General features: G+C 69.0%; 18 protein-coding genes and 1 pseudogene. 16 read left to right on the forward strand and 3 right to left on the reverse strand.

Translation table 11 applies throughout. The features are described 5' to 3' along the window. Positions 1–101 precede the first annotated feature (101 nt). From ACIP6U_RS12705 to ACIP6U_RS12725, 5 genes are all read left to right on the forward strand, one after another. On the forward strand, positions 102–1,175 hold the full coding sequence (locus tag ACIP6U_RS12705) for a hypothetical protein (RefSeq protein ID WP_401715657.1): 1,074 nt from the start codon (positions 102–104) through the stop codon (positions 1,173–1,175). Continuing rightward, positions 1,172–2,038, forward strand: a complete 867-nt coding sequence (locus ACIP6U_RS12710; protein ID WP_401715659.1) for a hypothetical protein — start codon at positions 1,172–1,174, stop codon at positions 2,036–2,038. The genes ACIP6U_RS12705 and ACIP6U_RS12710 overlap by 4 nt, the downstream gene beginning before the upstream one ends. Positions 2,039–2,280: 242 nt before the next feature. Further along, entirely contained in the window at positions 2,281–2,856 is a 576-nt protein-coding gene (locus ACIP6U_RS12715; protein WP_401715661.1) for an FABP family protein, read from the forward strand. 15 nt (positions 2,857–2,871) lie between these two features. Beyond that, positions 2,872–3,309, forward strand: a complete 438-nt coding sequence (locus tag ACIP6U_RS12720; protein WP_280879388.1) for a Fur family transcriptional regulator — start codon at positions 2,872–2,874, stop codon at positions 3,307–3,309. A gap of 10 nt (positions 3,310–3,319) precedes the next feature. After that, positions 3,320–4,285, forward strand: coding sequence for a YgfZ/GcvT domain-containing protein (locus tag ACIP6U_RS12725; RefSeq protein ID WP_401715662.1), 966 nt, complete (start codon positions 3,320–3,322; stop codon positions 4,283–4,285). Between the two features lie 72 nt (positions 4,286–4,357). Here the strand turns inward: ACIP6U_RS12725 and dtd are convergent, their stop codons facing one another. Next, positions 4,358–4,783, reverse strand: coding sequence for a D-aminoacyl-tRNA deacylase (dtd, locus tag ACIP6U_RS12730; protein WP_401715663.1), 426 nt, complete (start codon positions 4,781–4,783; stop codon positions 4,358–4,360). Positions 4,784–4,941: 158 nt separating this feature from the next. Between dtd and ACIP6U_RS12735 the strand changes: the two genes are divergently transcribed. The 3 genes and pseudogenes from ACIP6U_RS12735 to ACIP6U_RS12745 all read left to right on the forward strand — a co-directional run bounded on the left by ACIP6U_RS12735 (position 4,942) and on the right by ACIP6U_RS12745 (position 8,094). Next, the gene (locus tag ACIP6U_RS12735) at positions 4,942–5,592 is read left to right on the forward strand and encodes an aerial mycelium formation protein (protein WP_401715665.1); all 651 of its coding nucleotides are present in this window, start codon (positions 4,942–4,944) and stop codon (positions 5,590–5,592) included. Between the two features lie 103 nt (positions 5,593–5,695). After that, positions 5,696–6,660, forward strand: a pseudogene (locus ACIP6U_RS12740) (asparaginase). 180 nt (positions 6,661–6,840) lie between these two features. Further along, on the forward strand, positions 6,841–8,094 hold the full coding sequence (locus ACIP6U_RS12745) for a GNAT family N-acetyltransferase (RefSeq protein WP_401715667.1): 1,254 nt from the start codon (positions 6,841–6,843) through the stop codon (positions 8,092–8,094). 233 nt (positions 8,095–8,327) lie between these two features. Here ACIP6U_RS12745 and ACIP6U_RS12750 read toward each other — a convergent pair whose 3' ends face one another. After that, on the reverse strand, positions 8,328–8,510 hold the full coding sequence (locus tag ACIP6U_RS12750) for a hypothetical protein (RefSeq protein ID WP_401715669.1): 183 nt from the start codon (positions 8,508–8,510) through the stop codon (positions 8,328–8,330). A gap of 245 nt (positions 8,511–8,755) precedes the next feature. On the opposite strand from ACIP6U_RS12750, the gene ACIP6U_RS12755 reads away from it, so the two are divergent. After that, positions 8,756–9,595: a winged helix-turn-helix domain-containing protein gene (locus ACIP6U_RS12755; RefSeq protein ID WP_401715670.1), complete on the forward strand. Its 840-nt coding sequence runs from the start codon at positions 8,756–8,758 to the stop codon at positions 9,593–9,595. A 45-nt stretch (positions 9,596–9,640) separates the two neighbouring features. On the opposite strand, the gene ACIP6U_RS12760 is transcribed toward ACIP6U_RS12755, so the two are convergent. Continuing rightward, positions 9,641–9,829 carry a hypothetical protein gene (locus ACIP6U_RS12760; RefSeq protein WP_123996644.1) on the reverse strand — a complete coding sequence of 63 codons (189 nt, stop codon included), beginning with the start codon at positions 9,827–9,829 and terminating at the stop codon, positions 9,641–9,643. Between the two features lie 210 nt (positions 9,830–10,039). On the opposite strand from ACIP6U_RS12760, the gene ACIP6U_RS12765 reads away from it, so the two are divergent. The 7 genes from ACIP6U_RS12765 to ACIP6U_RS12795 all read left to right on the forward strand — a co-directional run bounded on the left by ACIP6U_RS12765 (position 10,040) and on the right by ACIP6U_RS12795 (position 18,993). Continuing rightward, positions 10,040–10,894 carry a GntR family transcriptional regulator gene (locus ACIP6U_RS12765; RefSeq protein ID WP_401715673.1) on the forward strand — a complete coding sequence of 285 codons (855 nt, stop codon included), beginning with the start codon at positions 10,040–10,042 and terminating at the stop codon, positions 10,892–10,894. Further along, the gene (locus ACIP6U_RS12770; RefSeq protein ID WP_401715676.1) at positions 10,894–11,631 is read left to right on the forward strand and encodes an HAD family hydrolase; all 738 of its coding nucleotides are present in this window, start codon (positions 10,894–10,896) and stop codon (positions 11,629–11,631) included. Before ACIP6U_RS12765 ends, ACIP6U_RS12770 begins: the two co-directional genes overlap by 1 nt. 268 nt (positions 11,632–11,899) lie before the next feature. After that, positions 11,900–12,775 carry a winged helix-turn-helix domain-containing protein gene (locus tag ACIP6U_RS12775; protein ID WP_401715678.1) on the forward strand — a complete coding sequence of 292 codons (876 nt, stop codon included), beginning with the start codon at positions 11,900–11,902 and terminating at the stop codon, positions 12,773–12,775. 323 nt (positions 12,776–13,098) lie between these two features. Continuing rightward, positions 13,099–15,255 carry a phosphotransferase family protein gene (locus tag ACIP6U_RS12780; RefSeq protein ID WP_401715680.1) on the forward strand — a complete coding sequence of 719 codons (2,157 nt, stop codon included), beginning with the start codon at positions 13,099–13,101 and terminating at the stop codon, positions 15,253–15,255. A gap of 82 nt (positions 15,256–15,337) precedes the next feature. Beyond that, the gene (locus ACIP6U_RS12785) at positions 15,338–16,225 is read left to right on the forward strand and encodes a hypothetical protein (RefSeq protein WP_401715682.1); all 888 of its coding nucleotides are present in this window, start codon (positions 15,338–15,340) and stop codon (positions 16,223–16,225) included. A gap of 37 nt (positions 16,226–16,262) precedes the next feature. Further along, positions 16,263–16,871 (forward strand): TetR/AcrR family transcriptional regulator, encoded by a 609-nt coding sequence (locus ACIP6U_RS12790; protein ID WP_401715685.1) that lies wholly within the window; start codon positions 16,263–16,265, stop codon positions 16,869–16,871. Positions 16,872–16,926: 55 nt separating this feature from the next. Further along, positions 16,927–18,993, forward strand: coding sequence for a HelD family protein (locus ACIP6U_RS12795; RefSeq protein ID WP_401715688.1), 2,067 nt, complete (start codon positions 16,927–16,929; stop codon positions 18,991–18,993). Positions 18,994–19,028 lie beyond the last annotated feature (35 nt).

Raw genomic sequence — 19,028 nt, forward strand, 5'->3', positions numbered from 1 at the left:
CGGTCGACGAGGAGAGTCGTGCCGCTGAAGCCGGTCCTGTTGGCGACGTCGATCCGGTCCGTGAGCCGGGTTCTGTCCGCGAGGCGGGTTCTGTCGGCGAGGTGAGTCGTTCCGGCGAGACCGGTCCCGTCGAGGCCGCCGGTCCGATCGACGGGGTCGGTCCGGTCGGAGAGGCGAGCCCTGCTGCCGGGGTCGGTCCGGTCGGCGAGGCAGCTCCTGCCTCCGAGGCGGGTCCTGCTGCCGGGGGCGGTTCCGTCAGCGAGACAGCTCCTGCCCCTGGGGTCGGTCCTGTCGCCGAGGCCGCTTCCCTCGGGGAGGTCCGTCCCGGGGTCGAATCCGGGCTCGTCGGTGCGGTCGGTCCCGTCGAGCCCCTCGGGGAGACCACCGCTCCCGTGCCGTCCGGCAAGAAGCCCGGGCGTCGTCGCCGTACCGTCTCCGTCACCGCCGTCGTGCTGCTCGTCGCCGCTGTCGCCGCCGGGGTCGCGTACACCGTCATCACCGTGCGCAACGCCGACCGGGACGCCCAGGCGCCGGAGTGGAAGTTCCCGTCGAGGCGGCTGGACGGGCAGGGCTCGGGCAGCCGGCCCAAGGTCGCGTCCGAGAGCGGGCTCGGCGGGATGCTCGTCCCGTACGGGACCGACGGCTGGAGCCGCGGGCCCGACCTCGGAGAGTTCGGCTCGGACGCGGAACTCAGCGGCGCGCAGGCCTCGGCCCTGCGCAAGGAGTCGCTGAGCGACCTGCCCCGCTCCCAGCGCACGCAGCTGCAGAAGCAGTACGACAAGCACCCCATCAAGGGCATGGCGATGCGCAGCTACCTCAACTCCGACGCGAGCAACCTCAGCACCAACAAGGGGATCTTCACCGTCAGCGTCCTGCTGACGCGGATGGACAGCCGGGCCCAGGCCAAGACGCTCTCCTCGGTCGAGAACGAGCTCTTCGAGGCCTTCGACCTCTTCCGCGAGGGCCCCGCCGTCAAGGGCCACAAGGACGCCAAGTGCTTCCTGCCGCCCAAGGACGCCGACTCCGACCTCACCGGCATGTACTGCTCCGCGCACGTCGGCGACGTCATGGTCAGCGTCAGCGCGGACGGGCCCAAGCCACTCGACACCAAGGGGGTCGCGTTGCTGATGAGCGAACAGCTCGACCGCATCGCGGAGCCGGGAGAAGCCGTATGACCGAGCAGACGGAAGCGACGACAGCGGTACCGCCCATGCCGACCGCCCCGCCCCTGGTACCGGAACCGACCCCCGTACCGGAGACGGCCGCCCCCAAGAAGGACCGGCGAGTCCTGCGGAGCGTGCTGCGCTGGACCGCCGCCGTCGTCGTGTTCGCGGCGGTCGGGGCGGGGACGGCGTACGGGATCACCGGCATGGAGCGGACGGACGTACCCGGACTGGCCACCGCGTCGGACGGGCGGTGGGACTACCCGACGCTCACCCTGCCGCCGCTGCCCTCCGGCAGTCCGGGACCCTTCGCCGAGACGAACAAGGCCGGCGCGCACTACGCCGACCTGCGCGCCCTCGTCCTGCCCGCGCCGAAGGGTGCGACCGAGGACAAGAAGCTGCGCGGCGCGGACGGGTGGCTGGTGACGAAGGACTTCCTGGCGGTGTACGCCGAGAAGGACGACCGGACCGAGCTGGCGCAGAAGTTCGTCGACGCGGGGCTGCGGCATGTCGCGGCCCGTGGCTGGACCACCCCGGACGGCACGCACACGCGCGTGTACCTGCTGCAGTTCGGCACGGCCGCGGTCGTCGACGAGATGTTCAGCGCCGACATCGCGCCGTACAGCAGCCCGGGCTACACCCTGCGCGGCGCCGGTGCCTCCGTCTTCGACGAGGACTTCCCGGAGGCGGCCCGGCTGGAGAAGATCCCGCACTCCGCGTACGTCGAGACCAAGCCGTACGGCGCCGAGCAGGTGCGGCAGGCGTACCTGTCCGCCGGTGACGTGCTGGCCCTGGTCGTGCAGTCCCGCAAGGGCGGCGCGGCGGCCGTGCCCTTCCAGCAGACGGTCACGTTGCAGAGCCAGCTGCTGGACTGACCCCGCAGGGTGTACCTCGCGGAGAGAGCCGGGCCCCGGCCGACTAAGCTGGGGCCCGGCTCAGTACCGCCCACTTCCGATCGTCCGAGGAGCCCCCCGTGCTTGAGGCATTCTTCGAAGCCCTGCTCGCTCTCGTCTGCGTCGGCGTCCTCGCCTTCGCCGGGCTGACCGTGAAGAAGCTGTACCAGGGCCAGCGCTGACCCCCGAACCACCTTTGAAGCCTTAGAGGAACTGCCGATCCCATGATCGAGATCCCGTCCGACCTCCACAAAGACCTGGTCCCCCTCGTCTTCCTGCTCGGCGACTGGGCCGGTGCGGGCGTGCACGACTTCCCCGGCTCCGAGAAGTGCAACTTCGGCCAGGAAGTCAGCTTCAGCCACGACGGACGGGACTTCCTGGAGTACCACTCCCACACCTGGGTGCTGGACAACGACGGGAACAAGGTCCGCCCCCTGGAGTCCGAGTCCGGCTTCTGGCGCATCGACGCGGACCGCAAGGTCGAGGTCACGATGACCCGCGACGACGGCGTCATCGAGATCTGGTACGGCGAGCTGGCCAAGCAGAAGCCCCAGATCGACCTGGTCACGGACGCCGTCGCCCGCACGGCCGCCTCCGCCCCCTACACCGGCGGCAAGCGCCTCTACGGCTACGTCAAGAGCGACCTCATGTGGGTCGGCGAGAAGCAGACCCCCGACGTCGAACTCCGCCCCTACATGTCCGCGCACCTCAAGAAGGTCGTCACCCCGGAAGACGTCGAACGCTGGGCGAAGGCCCTCCCGGACGACATGCCGGACGACGGGATCGCTTTCTTCAAGTAGTCCTACACTTCCAGTGTGGTGAGCACCGACTGGAAGAGTGACCTCAGGCAGCGCGGCTACCGGCTGACGCCGCAGCGGCAACTCGTGCTCGAAGCCGTGGACACCCTGGAACACGCGACCCCCGACGACATTCTCGGCGAAGTACGGAAGACGGCTTCGGGGGTCAACATCTCCACCGTGTACCGGACCCTGGAGCTCCTGGAGGAGCTCCAGCTGGTCAGTCACGCGCATCTCGGGCACGGGGCGCCGACGTACCACCTCGCGGACCGGCACCATCACATCCACCTGGTCTGCCGGGACTGCGACAACGTCATCGAGACGGACGTGGCGGTGGCCGGCGAGTTCACGGCCAAGCTCCGCGAGACCTTCGGCTTCGAGACCGACATGAAGCACTTCGCCATCTTCGGTCGCTGCCGGGACTGCTCGCTCAAGAGTTCAACTACCGAGTCGTAGGCTTGTGCGCATGAAGAGCCCTCTGCTGTCCCTGCCCGGCGCGGTTCCCGCCGAGGGCGTGGACGAAAGCGTCGCCGCCCACTACGGCGACCTGTTCCGCGAGCAGCGTGCCCTCGCCGACGGCACCGGATTCGTCGACCTCTCCCATCGGGGCGTCGTCGCCGTCACCGGTGCGGACCGGCTGAGCTGGCTGCATCTGCTGCTCACCCAGCACGTCAGCGACCTGCCGGCCGGCCTCGCCACCGAGGCGCTGATCCTCTCCGCGCACGGTCATATCGAGCACGCGCTGTATCTGGTCGACGACGGCACGACGGTCTGGATCCACGTGGAGCCCGGCACCCAGGAGGCGCTGATCGCCTACCTGGAGTCGATGAAGTTCTTCTACCGGGTCGAAGTCGCCGACCGCAGCGACGAGTTCGCGGTGGTGTACCTCCCCGCCGGCTCCATCGCCGAGGTGCCCGAAGGCGTCGTCGTACGCGAGACGCCGTACGGCCGTGATCTCTTCCTGCCGCGCGCCGAGCTGGAGTCCTTCGCCGCGAAGGCCGGACCGGCGGCCGGGATCCTCGCCTACGAGGCCCTGCGCGTCGAGCACCACCAGCCCCGCCTCGGCTTCGAGACCGACCACCGCACGATCCCGCACGAGCTGGGCTGGATCGGCACGGCCGTTCACTTGCAGAAGGGCTGCTATCGAGGGCAGGAGACCGTCGCCCGGGTCCAGAATCTCGGCAAGCCCCCGCGTCGGCTCGTCTTCCTCCACCTCGACGGCAGCGAGGTCCACCTCCCCGCCGCGGGCACGGAACTCCGCGTCGCCGACGACGGCCCCGACGGCCGCAAGATCGGCTTCATCACGACGGCCGTACGCCACCACGAACTGGGGCCGATCGCCCTCGCGTTGGTGAAGCGGAACGTGGCGGTGGACGCGAGGCTGCTCGCCGACAGCACGGCCGCGGCCCAGGAAGTCGTCGTAGAGCCGTAGGTCGTCTTGAGGGGTGGGCGCGGCTCACATCTGGCTGTGGGGCGCCGCTCACATCTGGCTGTGGGGCGCGGCTCACATCTCCAGCAGGACCGTGAACGGGCCGTCGTTCGTCAGGGACACTCGCATCTGCGCGCCGAAGCGGCCCGTCGCCACCGTCGCGCCCAGGGCGCGGAGTTGGGCCACGACCTCCTCGACCAGGGGCTCGGCGATGTCGCCGGGGGCGGCCGCGTTCCAGGTGGGGCGGCGGCCCTTGCGGGCGTCGCCGTACAGGGTGAACTGGCTGATGACCAGGAGCGGGGCGTCGATGTCGCTGCACGACCGCTCGTCGTGCAGCATGCGAACCGACCAGAGTTTGCGGGCGAGTTGGGCCGCCTTCTCCTTGGTGTCCTCGTGCGTGACGCCGACCAGGACGCACAGGCCCTCGCCCTCGATCGCCCCGACCGTCTCGCCGTCCACGACGACGCTCGCGCCGTCCACCCGCTGCACCACTGCTCGCATGCCGACCATGATGCCGTGTCCGGAACACGAGTCCGAAGTCGGCTTCTTATTGATCCTTAACCCCCCATCTGGGGCCGATCGGGGGCACTCGGTCACATAGCGGCCACTTGGGGTGGCACGATGCTTCACACATCCGGTCGAGGGGACGGTAGAGGCACATGAGCACACCGAGTACCGGGCAGCCACCCGGGGCGGTCTCGTCGATCCGTGACGAGGACCGCACGCCGCTACGGCCGCCCACGCAGCGCACCGACAGCCTGGGGCCGAGCAACGGGGGCCCGGGACAGCGCGGCGACAGCTCCGGTCTGCCCGCCGATCCGCCCGAGCCCGACCTGCCCGTGCTGAGCCTGCCCGAGCTGCGCACCCTGCGCCGCGACGCGCAGCGCGACGAGGCCGACCTCAGCTATGTACGCCGGCTGCTCCAGGGCCGTATCGACATCCTCCGCGCCGAACTCGCCCGACGCTCCCCGGCCGGCGCCGCCTCCGTGGTCGTGGTCGAGCGGCTCGGCGAGATCCTGACCGACGCCCCGGCCCGGCACCGCTCCTCGGCCCGCCATGTGACGCTGGGTACGCCGCACAGCGAGGAGTACCGGCGGCTGGCCGCGGACATGCTCGCGGAGGTCGAGCTGTCGGACCTGGACGCCCGTACCGACCTGGAACTGAACACGGCGATGGGCCGGCTCGTGCGCTACGAGCAGCAGGTCTCCCGCCGCCGGCAGCGGCTGCAGCGCACGGCGGACGACTGCAGCGGGGAGATCGCCCGCAGGTACCGTGAAGGGGAAGCGCAAGTCGACGACCTGCTGATGTGAGGCGGGGCCCCGGCGATCCCGGGTGCGCCGGGCCTTGAGGCGGGTCCGTTCCACCCGGGTGCGGCAGGGCTCATCCGGGACCCTCTCCGGAAGGCCACCGCCGATGTCCGTCTCCGCCATATCCGCGCTGTCCCCTGTCCTCGCCGAGGTCGTCCGCTCCGGGTTCGTCGAGAGCAGACACCGGGGCAGCCTGGTCCTCCTGGACGCGGACGGGGCGGTGGAACTGGCCCTCGGCGAGGTGACGGAACCGGTCTTCCCGCGCTCCTCCAACAAGCCGATGCAGGCGGCCGGAGTACTGCACGCGGGCCTCGACCTCACCGGCGAACGGCTCGCACTCGCCGCCGCGAGCCACTCGGGCGAACCCTTCCACCGGGACCTGGTCCAGAAGATGCTGGACGAGCACGGGCTCGACGCGGGCCTGCTCCAGTGCCCGCCCGACCTCCCCCTCGACGAGGCGGAGCGCGAGACGTACCTGGCCGCCGGCGCCGTACGCGACCGCGTCACCATGAACTGCTCCGGCAAGCACACCGCGATGCTCGCCGCGTCCGCGCTGAACGGCTGGCCGCTGGACACCTACCTCGACCCGGCCCACCCGCTCCAGCAGCTCATCCACAGGGTGGTGGAGGAAGCGTCGGGCGAGCGGGTCGCGGCGGTGGGTACGGACGGCTGCGGGGCGCCCCTTATGGCGATCTCCCTGACCGGCCTGGCGCGTGCCTTCCACACCTTCGTCCTGTCGCCCCCCCCGACTCCCCGGAACGCCGAGTCGCCGACGCCATGCGCGCCCACCCCGAATACGTCGCCGGCACCCACCGCCACGACACCTGGCTCATGCACGAGGTCCCGGGCGTCCTGTCCAAGATGGGCGCGGAGGGCGTCCAGGCGGTCGCCCTCCCGGACGGCCGCGCCCTCGCCTTCAAGATCGAGGACGGGGCGGTCCGGGCCCTGCGGCCGGTGCTGGCGCGGGCGCTGACCCTGCTGGGGGTCGAGTCGCCGGTGGTGGAGCGGATCGGGCGGGTGGGGTTGTCGGGCGGCGGGCGGGTGGTGGGGGAGATCCGGGCGGGGTTCTGAGCGTCCGGGCGGGGGCTGCGGAGGGGGAGGCCGCCGGGGCTGTGGCTGAGGAGGGGGAGGCCGGGGCTCGGGCCGGGGAGGGGGAGGGGGAAGCCGTGGCTCGGGAGGCGTCTCGTGCGTCGCGGAGGCGTCTCGAAAATCCGCGCGACGAGCCCGCCGCCGTGGATCTACGGTGATTCCATGAGCCGATCCACGCATGTCGACGTCCGTCCGATCACCGAGGCCGAGTTTCCCGACTGGCTGCGTGCGGTGAACACCGGGTTCCTGCGGGAGCCGGTGGTGGGGGAGGACGAACTGGCGGCTCGGCGTACGCAGTTCGTGGCGGGGCGGTATCTGGGGGCGTTCGACGGGGACCGGTGCGTGGCGACGTTCCGGTCGTTCGCGCAGGAGGTCACCGCGGTCGGGGGTGCGCCGGTGGCCGCCGACGCCGTCACCGGGGTCACCGTCACGGCCACCCACCGCCGGCGCGGGCTGCTCACGCGCATGATGAACCAGGACCTCGCGGCCGCGAAGGAACGCGGTGATGTGGTCGCCACGCTGATCGCCGCCGAGTACCCGATCTACGGGCGGTACGGCTTCGGGCCCGCCACCACGGCGGCCGAGTGGGCCGTCGACGTGCTTCGCACCGGGCTCGACCGGCGTTGGGCCGGGCCGGCGGACGGCGGACGGATCGACCTCGTGGATCCCGAGGAGGTGCGCAAGATCGGCCCGGAGCTGTATGAGCGGGTGCGTCGCGGGATGCCGGGAGCCATCAGCCGCGACGACTGGTGGTGGCAGCTCAGGACCGGCGCCGTGCGCGTCGAGAAGTCGTGGACGGTGCCGTTCTTCGTCGCGTACCGCGCACCGGACGGCACGGTCGAGGGCCTCGCCTCGTACGAGGTGGACGACACCTGGGTTGACACCAAGCAGCCGTCGGACACGGCGACCGTGCGCTGGCTGAACGCGGCGACACCGGCCGCCGAGCGCGCCCTGTGGCACTACCTCTGCTCCATCGACTGGGTGACCCGGGTGAAGTCCGGCCCCCGCGCCCCCGACGACCTGCTCCCCCTCCTCCTGCCCGACCCGCGCACCGCCCGCCTCACCACGCAGGCGGACTGGTTGTGGGTGCGGATCCTGGATGTCGTACGGGCTCTGGAGGCGCGTACGTACGAGGGAACGGGGTCCCTGGTCCTCGAGGTGGCCGACCGGGCCGGACTGGCGGGCGGGCGCTACCGGTTGGAGGCGTCACCGGCGGGCGCGTCCTGTGTGCCGACCACGGAGAGCGCCGAACTCTCCCTCGACGTGGCCGAGTTGGCGGCGCTGTGGCTCGGTGACGAGTCGGTGGCGCGGCTGCTGGCGCTGGGGCGGGTCCGGGAAGAACGAGCGGGCGCCGGCCGGTCGGCCGACGCCCTGCTGCGTACGTCCAGGCGGCCTTGGTGCCCGGACATGTTCTGAGGCCTCCTCTTCTTCCGACGGCGATGACTGTTGCGGTACTCATCCGTAGCTGTGCTGTTCAGTTGTGACTGTGCGGTCGTGCCTGTTCAGTTGTGGCAGTGCCGGTGGAGCTGTTCAGTTGTCGGTGTTCAGTTGTGGCTGTGCGGTTGGTGCAGACTGACCAAGCTCCCGGCTCCCCTCCGGAAGGGAGCTCGGTCAGCCGGACTGGATCGACTCAGCCGGACTGGGTCGGCTCAGCCGGACTGGGCGAGCAGCATCACGAGGATGACCGCTCCGATGCCGCTGATCATGGTGTTGCGGGCTTTGATCCCGACGGTCAGCGCGACGATGGCGATGATGCCCATCGGGCCGTACCGCCACTGGACGAGCTGCTCGAAACCGATGGCGAGGGCGGCGACGAAGAGTGCGAGCGGCATGAACGGTCCCTCCTTCGGGACGGGGAGGCGGACCCCGGTTGGCCAACCCTCCTGAAGTTTGACCATGTTGCTCAAGTTGGCAACCAACTTCACTTCACTTATCTCCACTTGGAAGCGTCTCATAACCACCTTCAGGAGAACTGCCCAAAGATGGCGGGAAGTTGTAGTGTTTGGTCGTGGACCCGAAACACGGCTCCGTCAATGGGCGGACGAGGTCACAGCGGCCACAGTTGTCCCATCACGACGTGGCCGACGAGCTGCGCGCCCGCATAGCCAGCGGCGCACTGCGTGCGGGCCAACGCATGCCCACCCAGGCCAGGTTGGCCGACGAGTTCGGCGTCGAGCGCGGTGCCGTACGCCAGGCGCTGCGGATTCTGCAGTCCGAGCACCTGTTGACCAACGTGTCCAAGGGCAGCCCCGCGACCGTCGCCCTCGACCTGGGCCTCGGCAACGCCCTGACCGGCCCCGCAGCGCCCCCGCAGCCCACCACCGTCGCCCTCGCTCCCCGCATAGCGGCCGCCTTCGCGACCCCGCACGTCGAGATAGACGCCCTGTGTCTGACCTCGGTTTCGCTGACCCTGGCGATGGGGGAACCGCTGCGCCAGATCCACGCCGGACAGCTAAATCCGGCCAAGGTGGATGTCCGCGTGCTGCTTCCCTCGCGGGACATCGACCTGGCTTTCCCGACCCCGGTGGACGACTCCACCGACGACCGGCTGCAACGCCGTTGGCTGGCCCAGCGCAACGCCCAGGGGCAGGTGCTCCAGCACAACCTGCTGGCGTTGCGCGCCACGCACGGCATCGACGTGCACGTCACCTTCCGCGCCCTGCCCTTCACCCCGCCGGTGAAGCTGTACCTGGTCAACGGCAACGAGGCGCTCTTCGCGTACTACACGCTCACGCGGCGCGAGGAGGAGATCGGCGAGGAGCACCTGGAGATGTACGACGCCGAGGGCACGCAGTCCATGCTGTTCTCCTTCGCGCAGGGGGCCGGCCTGCGGGACACCACCTTCGTCGAGCAGTCCCACCTGTGGTTCAACGCACTGTGGGAGACGATCAGTTCGGAGCTGACGCTCACGAGCTGATGTCTCCCACGGGTTCCTTGGTGAGGGGTCGGACGGTGGCACCGCTCATAGAGCGGGCCCTGTCACCAGCAGGGCGAGCACGACGGCGCCGATGGAGCTGACGGCCGGGCTCTTGGCCTTGATGCCTATGGTGAGCAGGAGCAGCCCGATGATCCCGGTGACGCCGTACTTCCACTGGAGGGTCTGCTCGATGCCGACGACGAAGACGGCGGAGAGGAGAGCGAGGACTGGCACGGTGGTTCCCCCTTCAGGCTTCGCGGGCGGGACGGTGCGTGGGGGGTGTTGCCGGTAGAGGAAGCAAAACTTCCGCCAACTCAACCAAGTTGGCAACCAACTCCACCTAAGTTATCCCCACTTGGTACCTACTCATAAACAAGTCACCAACAACTCCCCGTAGATGGATTCGAGTTGTAGCGTTTGGTCGTGACACAGGAGAACGTGGCAGTGAACGGCAGCAGAAAGCTCTCCCCCCAGGAGATCGCCGACATCCTCAGGGACCGCATCCGCACCGGCGACCTCAAAGCCGGAGACCGCCTGCCCACCCAGGCCGAACTCGCCGACGAGTTCGGCGTGGAACGCGGCACCGTCCGCCAGGCCCTCCGCGCCCTCCAGGAGGATGGCCTCCTCAGCAACGTCAGCAAGGGCAGCCCGCCGCGCATCGCGGAGCCACCGGCGGTGAGCGGGGAGCCGCAGCCGACGATGGTGGGGCTGGCGCCGCGCCTCACCCAGGCCTTCGCCGCCCAGCACGTCCGCATAGACGTCGTGTGCCACACCGCGGAGACCCTGATGATCGCCATCGGCGAATCGGTCCGCCAGATCCACGAGGGCACGGCCCGCCCGGAGTCGATCGACGTCCGCATCCTGCTGCCGTCCCGGGACATCGACCTTGCGTTTCCGCGGTTGGTCGAGGAGGAGCAGGGCGAGGAAGGCGCCGTCCACCAAAGGTGGTTGGCGATGCGCAACGCACAGATCCACGTACTCCGCCACAATCTGCAGGCCCTGCGTTCCACGCACGGCATCGACGTCCATGTCGCCTTCCGGGCCCTGCCCTTCACCCCGCCGGTCAAGCTGTACGTGCTCAACGGGGAAGAAGTCCTGCTCGGGTACTACGTCCTGACGGAGCGGGCGGAGGAGTACGAGAGCCAGACCCTGGAGATGTACGACGCCCTGGGCTCCCAGTCCCTCCTCTTCTCCTTCGAGACCCGGGCCGGCCAGCGGGACGCGGCGTTTGTGGAGGAATCCCAGAAGTGGTTCGACGCCCTCTGGGAAACCATCACCACGGACCTGACACTCTCCTAGTGACTCCTGATACGACGCAGACTGAACTGGTGACGGTAGAGACAGGGAACCTGCGAGAACTGATCACCAACGCCCGCTTCGTCCTGTTCGACTTCGACGGCCCGATCTGCCAACTCTTCGCGGGACACAAGGCGGAGCAGGTCGCGAAGGAACTCGTCGACTGGCTGGCACGAGAGGGCCTGCACAGCCTGCTGACCGAGGAGGAACGAAGCCATCCGGACCCGATGGTCGTGCTCTACGCGGTCAACAGACGCCACCCGCACAGCGATCTGGTGGCCGAACTGGAGGAGAGACTCACCCAGCAGGAGCTCAAGGCGGTGGTCTCCGCCATGCCGACGGCGTACGCGGACCCGCTGATACGCACCTGGGCCGCCGTCGGCAGCCGACTCGCGGTCGCCACCAACAACTCCCCCCGCACGGTGTCCAATTACCTCACCGACCGAGGCCTGGCCGGCTGCTTCGCCCCGCACCTCTACGGCCGCACCGGCGAACTCGACCTCCTCAAGCCGGACCCGCACTGCCTCAACCGCGCCCTCAAAGCCATGGGCGCCGCCCCCTCCGCGGCCCTGATGATCGGCGACGCCCCCACCGACCTGTACGCGGCCGACCGGGCCGGAGTGCCGTTCCTGGGCTACGCGCGTAACGAGTACAAGTTCCAGATGCTCAAGGACGCCGGCGCGCAGAACATCGTGGATTCGCTGTTGCCGGTGCTGCGGTTGCTGCGGGATCAGGCTTGAACCATCAGCAGGGTGAAGAGTGCGGCGGCCCAGAAGGCCAGCCCGTGGTGCCGTGCGCGGATGGCCACGCCGATCACCAACTTGGAGCACAAGCATGCCCCCCACCTCCCTTCCACTTCCGGATAACCGATCAACTACCCGTCCAATTGGGCTGGTTGACTTGAAGTGGATGTGCCCGCCCCTGCTGATCCCTTAACCAACCAGTCAAGTCGGCCGGGAGTTGACTGAAATTGGTGTGCTGGTGGAGGGGTGCGGGTACGGTCGAAGTGTGGACGGACAGAGCCCCGAGGGCGGCGGTGGCCGGGAGTTCCAGAGGGTCTCGGACGAACTGCGGGTCCGGATGACGGACGGGACCTACGTGCAGGGTTCCTTCCTGCCGTCCCAGCGCGATCTGGCCGAGGAGTTCGGGGTTTCGCGGGACACAGTCCAGCGGGCGTTGCGTGAACTCGTGGACGAGCGATGGATCGAGTCCCGGCAGGGCAGCGGCTCACGCGTCATCAAAATCCAGCGCATACAGTCCTCGACGCCCAGAGCTACTCGGACGCGGCGTGGCATGACGCTGGGACCCCTCATCAGCGAGGCCTTCGAAGCGCCCGAAGTCACCCTGGACGTACAGACTTTGACGGCGGAGTCGCTGGACATGCACATCCGACTCCAGGCCGAGCGCATCCATGGCGGTGTGATCAGGCCGGAGCGCATCACCCTCCGCATGCTCCTGCCCGACGAGTCGATGGACCTGCCTTATCCCCGGGTCAAGGGCGACAAGGACGACCTCCGCCCGCGGGAGCGGCTGCAGGCCATCACTCAGCGGGCCACCGACTCACTGCGGAGGCTGCTGGAGGACTTGCAGACCGAGCGACTGGTGGACTCCGTCGACGTCCAGGTGCGCCACGCACCGCTGATCCCCACCTTCAAGCTCTACCTGCTCAACAGAGTCGAAGTCCTGCACGGCATGTACGAAGTGATCGAGCGTCCGATGCAGCTCGGTCCGGCCGGAGAGGTGGTCACGGCCCTCGACGTCCTCGGCCTCGGTGCCACGCTGACTCATCACGTGAAGGATGGTGACCCTGAGTCACCCGGATCCGTATTCGTGGACACCATGCAGACGTGGTTCGACTCGGTGTGGGATCTGCTCGCCGAGTAGGTCACGAAATGGGCCGCGACAGGTCACAAAGTATGTTGTGACAGGAGGGGTCACCGATATCGAGAGGGGCTCCGTGCGCTACGATCCCCGAACCTCGACTGAGCAACCGCTCAAGTTCGTGCGTAATAGGGACTGGGCGAACACGCCAACCTAAAGCGTTCGGGCACAGGTGTATGGCTGACCACCCGTTGTGGCCATTCCACTGTGACTCCGGGCGCTTTCTGGTTCACGCTGCGTTTAGTGGGCTCTGTCCCTCATCACTTGTCGAGTCACATACCCCGGAGCGGCCAGTGGTTACACCGCTTGTCTCCCCCAATCTGGCCATGGGGCGCGTCGCCAGTGGCCGGTCGGACGTCGTCTACAAGGTGTTCCTGGGGCAGGCCGCGCAGTCGGGCCGGGCGAGCAACGGCTTCCACAACCAGAACCACGTGCTGCCGCTGACGGAGCCCGTGGCACGTCTGGTGGCCCGTGCTGCCGGCACGTCCGTCATCGTGCGGGTCCGGCGCGCCGATGCGCTGCCGGTGGTGATCAGGACGTGGCAGAACGAGGCGCAGATCCTTCGTGCCATCAAGGGCGTCCTGCCCAACGTGCCGGAGTGCCTCTTCGAAGGAGACGGCTTCGCCATCCACAGCTACGTGGAGGGCGTACCCCTGTCGAGCATCTGCGGAAACGGTAAGCCGCTCGACACCCTGCTCATCAAGGCACTGGCGACCCTCCTGGCGGAGACGGCACAGGTACGCAGCGGAGCGCTGCCGGCGCTGCCGGCCGGCTGGCCCAGCAATCACAACGACAGCCGTGGCTTCCTTCAGACACTCGCGCGGCTGGCGGACCAGCAGATCCGGCGCCCCAACTGGCACGACTTCGGCGGCCTGTTCGCGGCACTCGGCATCCCCGAGGACGCCCTGCTCCGGCTGGCCGACCGAGTACCCGCCATGGTGCGGCGTCCTTACAGCCTGCTCCACGCGGACCTTCACCGCGACAACGTCATCATGTCGTACGGCGGCGATCACCCTCTGATCTGCGTCGACTGGGAGTTGGCCACCTATGGCGATCCTCTGCATGACCTGGCCACGCACCTGGTCCGGATGCAGTATCCGGCGCATCAGTGGGACGAGGTCGTCGACTCGTGGGTCGACGCCATGCGGGAGGTCCGCCCCGCTGCCGTCAACGGTGTGGCCAAAGACCTTCGTCATTACGTCGCCTTCGAGCGGGCTCAGTCCGTCTACCCAGATGTGATGCGCGCCGCGCGCTCGCTGGAGGGCCCCGCCGATCAGAAGCGACTCGATGCGGCAACGGACTCGGTACGACGGGCGTTGGAGGCGTCGGCGGAGCCGTTGAGGCTGAGCAACATCCCGAGCGAGCGGCAGATCAAACAGATCCTCCTCCGCTGGGCGGCCGCTCGCTTCGGCGACCGCAGCTTCAGTGCCGGGGGGTTCGACTGGCACCGGGACGATCGAGTGCCGGAGCGCGAGGACTTCCCTCAACAAGCCGTGCAAGATGCCCTTTTGGCGGAGGGCACGGCGCCCGCCAGCAGAGTGTTCAAGGGAACTGCGCACCTGAACACGGTGGTCGGAGTGCCGGACTACGCCTCCAGCGTCGTGGTGCGACGCATGGTGGCCGACATCCGAAGGCGCGAGCGTGGCTTCTTCCTGAGCGAGCACGCCGTACTGCGAACCATCGAGGAATCGGGCGAGAGCGTGGCAGCGCCGAAGATCCTTGCCCTGGGCTGGAGCCATGACGGACAGCCCTTCGCCATCCACACCTATGTGGGACCCAGCGACACCGAGCGTCCCCCCAACCATCCGGTCGACGGATTGCTGCCACGCGAGGCGGACAAGCTCGTCGATCAGCTCCATGCCCTGACGAAGGTGAACTACCTCCCGGTCGACCCACTGGCCGGACAGGGACGCTTCTACGAGTGGCTGAGCGAACAGTTGGTCACCATGGTCGGCGAACTACCCAAGCAGTCACAGCAGTTGGCCCGCTTCCTGGGATTGCCCGACGCTAAGGTTCTGGCCCAGATCCTGGCCCGGCACGCGGTGAGAGACCGCAAGCCGGCACTGCTGCACGGCGACCTCAACCCGTGGAACCTCGTCCGCCGCGACGACGACCTGGCGCTGACCATCATCGACTGGGAGATGGCGCTCGTCGGCGACCCTCTCTACGACCTGGTCCGCCATATGCATCTGACGCCTACCAGACCCGAGATCCGCGACCGCATGTTCAGCCGTTGGGAACGGCTTCTGCCATCCGAGCACACCGAGGCCTGGCGGCAGGACTGGCGTGTCTACCGTTGGATCGAGATCGTACGGTCCGCATACGTCGACCTGGACAGACTGGTGACGGGCACGAGCCTGGACGCCCCGAACGTACGGCGAGCCGTGGACTCGTACGCGATGACCCTCGCTGCAGCCACCGCGTCCTTGGGCCTGCGCCCGCGCCCGGCCGCGAACCCCTATCTTGCTGCCGCCCTGGCATAGGTAGACCATGACTCCACCACAGGCCGGTGTAACCGTGGGCACATGACGTGCCCACGGGCATGCCGACGGGGGAGGGGCGTGCATGGCCGAGCGGGGGAACAGCCAGGCCGAGAATGGCTTAGGGCGGCAACTGCGGCGGTATCAGGAGCGGTTCGAATCCGTCTTCACGCGAGTCCTGTTGCTCGGGATCTTCGTCACGGGGCTGACCGCGCAGTTCGTCAAGCCGATCGGAGACGCCCTGGAGGGCAAGGCCTATCTCGGCGGGGCGTTGCTCAGCCTCGTCGGCTATGTGCTGTACGACCAGGTGAAGGAACTGGTCTCGTCGATCCGCGTGCCGGCCCGTGCTCTCGTGAACTCCAGCCAGTTGGGCAGCTTCGTCAGCGAGGCGTTTCAGGCGCGCAGGGTGGAGATCAGCTTTCTCGGCTACACGGGCGAGACTCTGTACCACACCCTGTACCACCAGCTCGAAGGCCTCTTCGACAATCCGGGACCGACCCGACGGGTCTTGATCCGGATGCTGGTACCGGACTTCGGGCAGCCGATGATCGTGCCCGCCAGGGTGGGCGACGACGGTGGCCCCAGAGATGACCCCGACTTCCGCAAACGGGTCGAGCAGCGGTGCCGTGAGTACGACGGCATTCTCTCCGAGCTCGCTGAGCGGCTGACCGCGACCGGCCGGGTGTCCGTGCAGTGCGAGTACCGCTGCTACCCCGGCATCCCGCGCGACAAGATCTGCATCTTCAACCGGGAGCAGGTCCTCCAGGGCCTCTACGACCTCTCGGCACGGACCCGGCTGATCCACATGGGACCCGAGTTCTACGATCCGAAGGGCTATCGGACCGACCTCAACGTCTGGTCCCGCGAGGGGACGGCCGCCGCGGGCGAGGCCGTCACCATCTGGAACAAGCACTTCGACGACCTCTGGGCACTCGCGAAGGTGCCCGAGTGGCGCCGGGAGACGATCGCCTGACACTCGCAGGATCGGACGGCTGGTTAGGCTCCCACTCATGACCACCCCCGGCCTCCGCGAACGCAAGAAACAGCGGATGTACCAAGATGTCTCCGAAACAGCCATCCGCCTGTTCATGGAGAAGGGCTTCGACGCTGTTTCCGTCGCCGAGATCGCCGCCGCGGCCGGGATCTCGAAGCCGACCCTGTTCCGGTACTTCCCGGCGAAGGAGGACCTCGTCCTGCATCGGATCGCCGATCATCAGGACGAGGCCGCGCGGGTGGTCGTCGAGGCGGAGGACGCGCCGGTCAGCGCGCTGCGCCGGCACTTTCTCGACGGGCTCGCTCGGTGTGACCCCGTCACCGGGCTCAGCGACCATCCGCAGGTGCTCGCCTTCCACTCCCTCCTCTACGGGACTCCCGCCCTGGTCGCCCGCGTGTACGGCTACCAGGAGCAGGCGGAGGCCACGCTCGCCGAGGCGCTCGGCGGTGGGCTGGACGCGCGGCTCGCCGCCGGGCAGATCGTCGCCGTGCGGCGGATCCTCGCGCTCGAGAACTGGCGGCGGATCGCCGGCGGGGAGCGGGTCGAGGACGTGCGGGCGGATGCCGTTGCTGCGGCGGAGCGGGCGTTCGGGCTGCTCGCGGCTGGGTTGCCGCACTTCAGTTAGAGCGAGACTCAGTAATATATTTAACTCGGTTACGTTTTTTGGGTACGGTCGTCCCATGACGTCAGCCCAGCCGCACTCCCCCTCCCACTCCGCCCTAACGGAATCCCTCCACCGCGAGCGCGCCCACCACGACCGCTGCCGTACCGCCTTCGACGCCATGGTCGCCGGCGCCCAGGAGCACGTCGTCACCGGCGAGGACGTCTCCGCCTCCGGTGCGGACGCCGAGGTGCTCGGTTATCAACTGCGCAGCAAGGCAAAGGAGTTGGGGGAGCTGCCTCAAGGGCCCCTGTTCTTCGGGCGGTTGGACTTCGCGCAGAACGGCTACGACGGTGGTGAACACTCCGGCCAGCGCTACCACATCGGCCGCCTCCGCATCTCCGAACACCCCGCCGCCCCACCCCTCGTCGTCGACTGGCGCGCCCCCGTCTCCCGCGCCTTCTACCAGGCCGGCGCCCGTGACCCGCAGGGCGTCGAGGTGCGCCGGCGTTTCGGATGGGCGCCCGGGAGCCGCGGGGACTCCGTCGATCTCACCGGACTGGAGGACGAGCGGCTCGGTCAGGGCGAGTCCGGTACCGGGAACATGCTCGCGCGCGAGATCGAACGGCCCCGCGTCGGGCCCATGCGGGACATCGCCGCCACCATCCAGCCCGAACAGGACGATCTCGTACGCGGTGACATCGGGCTTTCGGTGTGCGTGCAGGGCGCCCCCGGCACCGGCAAGACCGCCGTCGGGCTGCACCGGGCCGCCTATCTCCTCTACACCCACCCCCAGCGCATCCGCCGCGCCGGCCTCCTCATCCTCGGCCCCAACCGCACCTTCCTCTCCTACATCTCCGAGGTGCTCCCGGCCCTCGGCGAGACCGGGGTACGGCAGTCGACGCTGGGGGAGGAGATCGCGCGGCATCCCGTGCGGGGGACCGACAGCGAGCGGACGGCCGTGGTCAAGCACGACGCCCGGATGGCGGAGGTGCTGCGCCGCGCGCTGTACGCCCATGTCTCGGTCGACGGCGTGGTCAACTCCCTTGCCATTCCCGACGGTTCGTATCAGTGGCGGGTCGGGGTCGGTGAACTCGCCCGGATCGTCGAAGGGGTGCGGACCGAGGAACCGCCCTACGGGATCGGGCGCGAGCGGGTGCGGTCGCGGGTCGTGCGGAGCGTGCAGTTGCAGGCCGAGCGGCGGAGCGGGCCGCGCTCGGGTGCGTGGGTGCAGAAGATCTCGCGGGCGCGGGCGGTCGGCGCGTACGTCGATGCCGTGTGGCCACGCGTGCGGCCCGAGGAGGTCGTGGCCGAACTCCTCGCCGACCCGGACGTGTTGAACGCGGCCGCCGAGGGACTGCTGGACTCCGACGAGCAGCGGGCCGTGCTCTGGGAGCGGCCGCCGCGGTCGTGGAAGTCGGCGCGCTGGTCGGCCGCCGACCTCGTCCTGCTCGACGAGGTCGCAGGGCTCGTCGAACACCCCGAGGGATACGGCCATGTCGTCGTCGACGAGGCACAGGACCTCTCCCCGATGGAGTGCCGGGCCATCGCGCGCCGCGCGCCCTTCGGTTCGCTCACCGTCCTCGGCGACCTGGCGCAGGGCACCACACCCTGGGCGGCACGCTCCTGGGACATCTCCCTGCGCCACCTGGGCAAGCCGGACGCGGCCGTCGTACCGCTGACCGTCGGCTTCCGCGTGCCGGAGGCCGTCGTCACCCTGGCCAACCGGCTCCTGTCCCGGCTCGACGTCGACGTGGCACCGGGCAAGTCCCTTCGCCGGGACGGTGAGTTGAGGGTGCGGGAGGTGGTGGACGGGGATGTGGCGGGCGCGGTCGTGGCCGCCGTACGCGATGCGCTCGGGCGGGAAGGGTCGGTCGGGGTCGTCGCCGCGGACGGGGACGTGGAACGGGTGCGGGGCGCGCTCGGTGCGGCCGGGGTCGTGGTGGGCGGGACGGACGAGCTGCGGGCGCGCGTGACCGTCGTACCGGCTTCTCTCGTCAAGGGGTTGGAGTACGACCATGTCGTCGCCGTCGAGCCCGCGGCGATCGCGGAGGCGGAGGCGCGCGGGCTGCATCGGCTGTACGTCGTGCTCACCCGGGCGGTGTCGCGGCTGGAGGTGGTGCACGGGCGGCCGCTGCCGTTCTGAACGCAGAACACAGAACACAGGACTGCTACGGCCGC

It is taken from the genome of Streptomyces sp. NPDC088794 (genome assembly GCF_044750545.1).
Lineage (GTDB): Bacteria > Actinomycetota > Actinomycetes > Streptomycetales > Streptomycetaceae > Streptomyces.

What these genes read in the sequence shown, in the direction of transcription:
- ACIP6U_RS12710 (WP_401715659.1), top strand. Translation starts at nt 1,172, where the DNA reads ATGACCGAGCAGACGGAAGCGACGACAGCGGTACCGCCCATGCCGACC.
- ACIP6U_RS12715 (WP_401715661.1), top strand. Translation starts at nt 2,281, where the DNA reads ATGATCGAGATCCCGTCCGACCTCCACAAAGACCTGGTCCCCCTCGTC.
- ACIP6U_RS12725 (WP_401715662.1), top strand. Translation starts at nt 3,320, where the DNA reads ATGAAGAGCCCTCTGCTGTCCCTGCCCGGCGCGGTTCCCGCCGAGGGC.
- dtd (WP_401715663.1), bottom strand. Translation starts at nt 4,783, where the DNA reads ATGCGAGCAGTGGTGCAGCGGGTGGACGGCGCGAGCGTCGTCGTGGAC.
- ACIP6U_RS12735 (WP_401715665.1), top strand. Translation starts at nt 4,942, where the DNA reads ATGAGCACACCGAGTACCGGGCAGCCACCCGGGGCGGTCTCGTCGATC.
- ACIP6U_RS12745 (WP_401715667.1), top strand. Translation starts at nt 6,841, where the DNA reads ATGAGCCGATCCACGCATGTCGACGTCCGTCCGATCACCGAGGCCGAG.
- ACIP6U_RS12750 (WP_401715669.1), bottom strand. Translation starts at nt 8,510, where the DNA reads ATGCCGCTCGCACTCTTCGTCGCCGCCCTCGCCATCGGTTTCGAGCAG.
- ACIP6U_RS12780 (WP_401715680.1), top strand. Translation starts at nt 13,099, where the DNA reads ATGGGGCGCGTCGCCAGTGGCCGGTCGGACGTCGTCTACAAGGTGTTC.
- ACIP6U_RS12785 (WP_401715682.1), top strand. Translation starts at nt 15,338, where the DNA reads ATGGCCGAGCGGGGGAACAGCCAGGCCGAGAATGGCTTAGGGCGGCAA.
- ACIP6U_RS12790 (WP_401715685.1), top strand. Translation starts at nt 16,263, where the DNA reads ATGACCACCCCCGGCCTCCGCGAACGCAAGAAACAGCGGATGTACCAA.
- ACIP6U_RS12795 (WP_401715688.1), top strand. Translation starts at nt 16,927, where the DNA reads ATGACGTCAGCCCAGCCGCACTCCCCCTCCCACTCCGCCCTAACGGAA.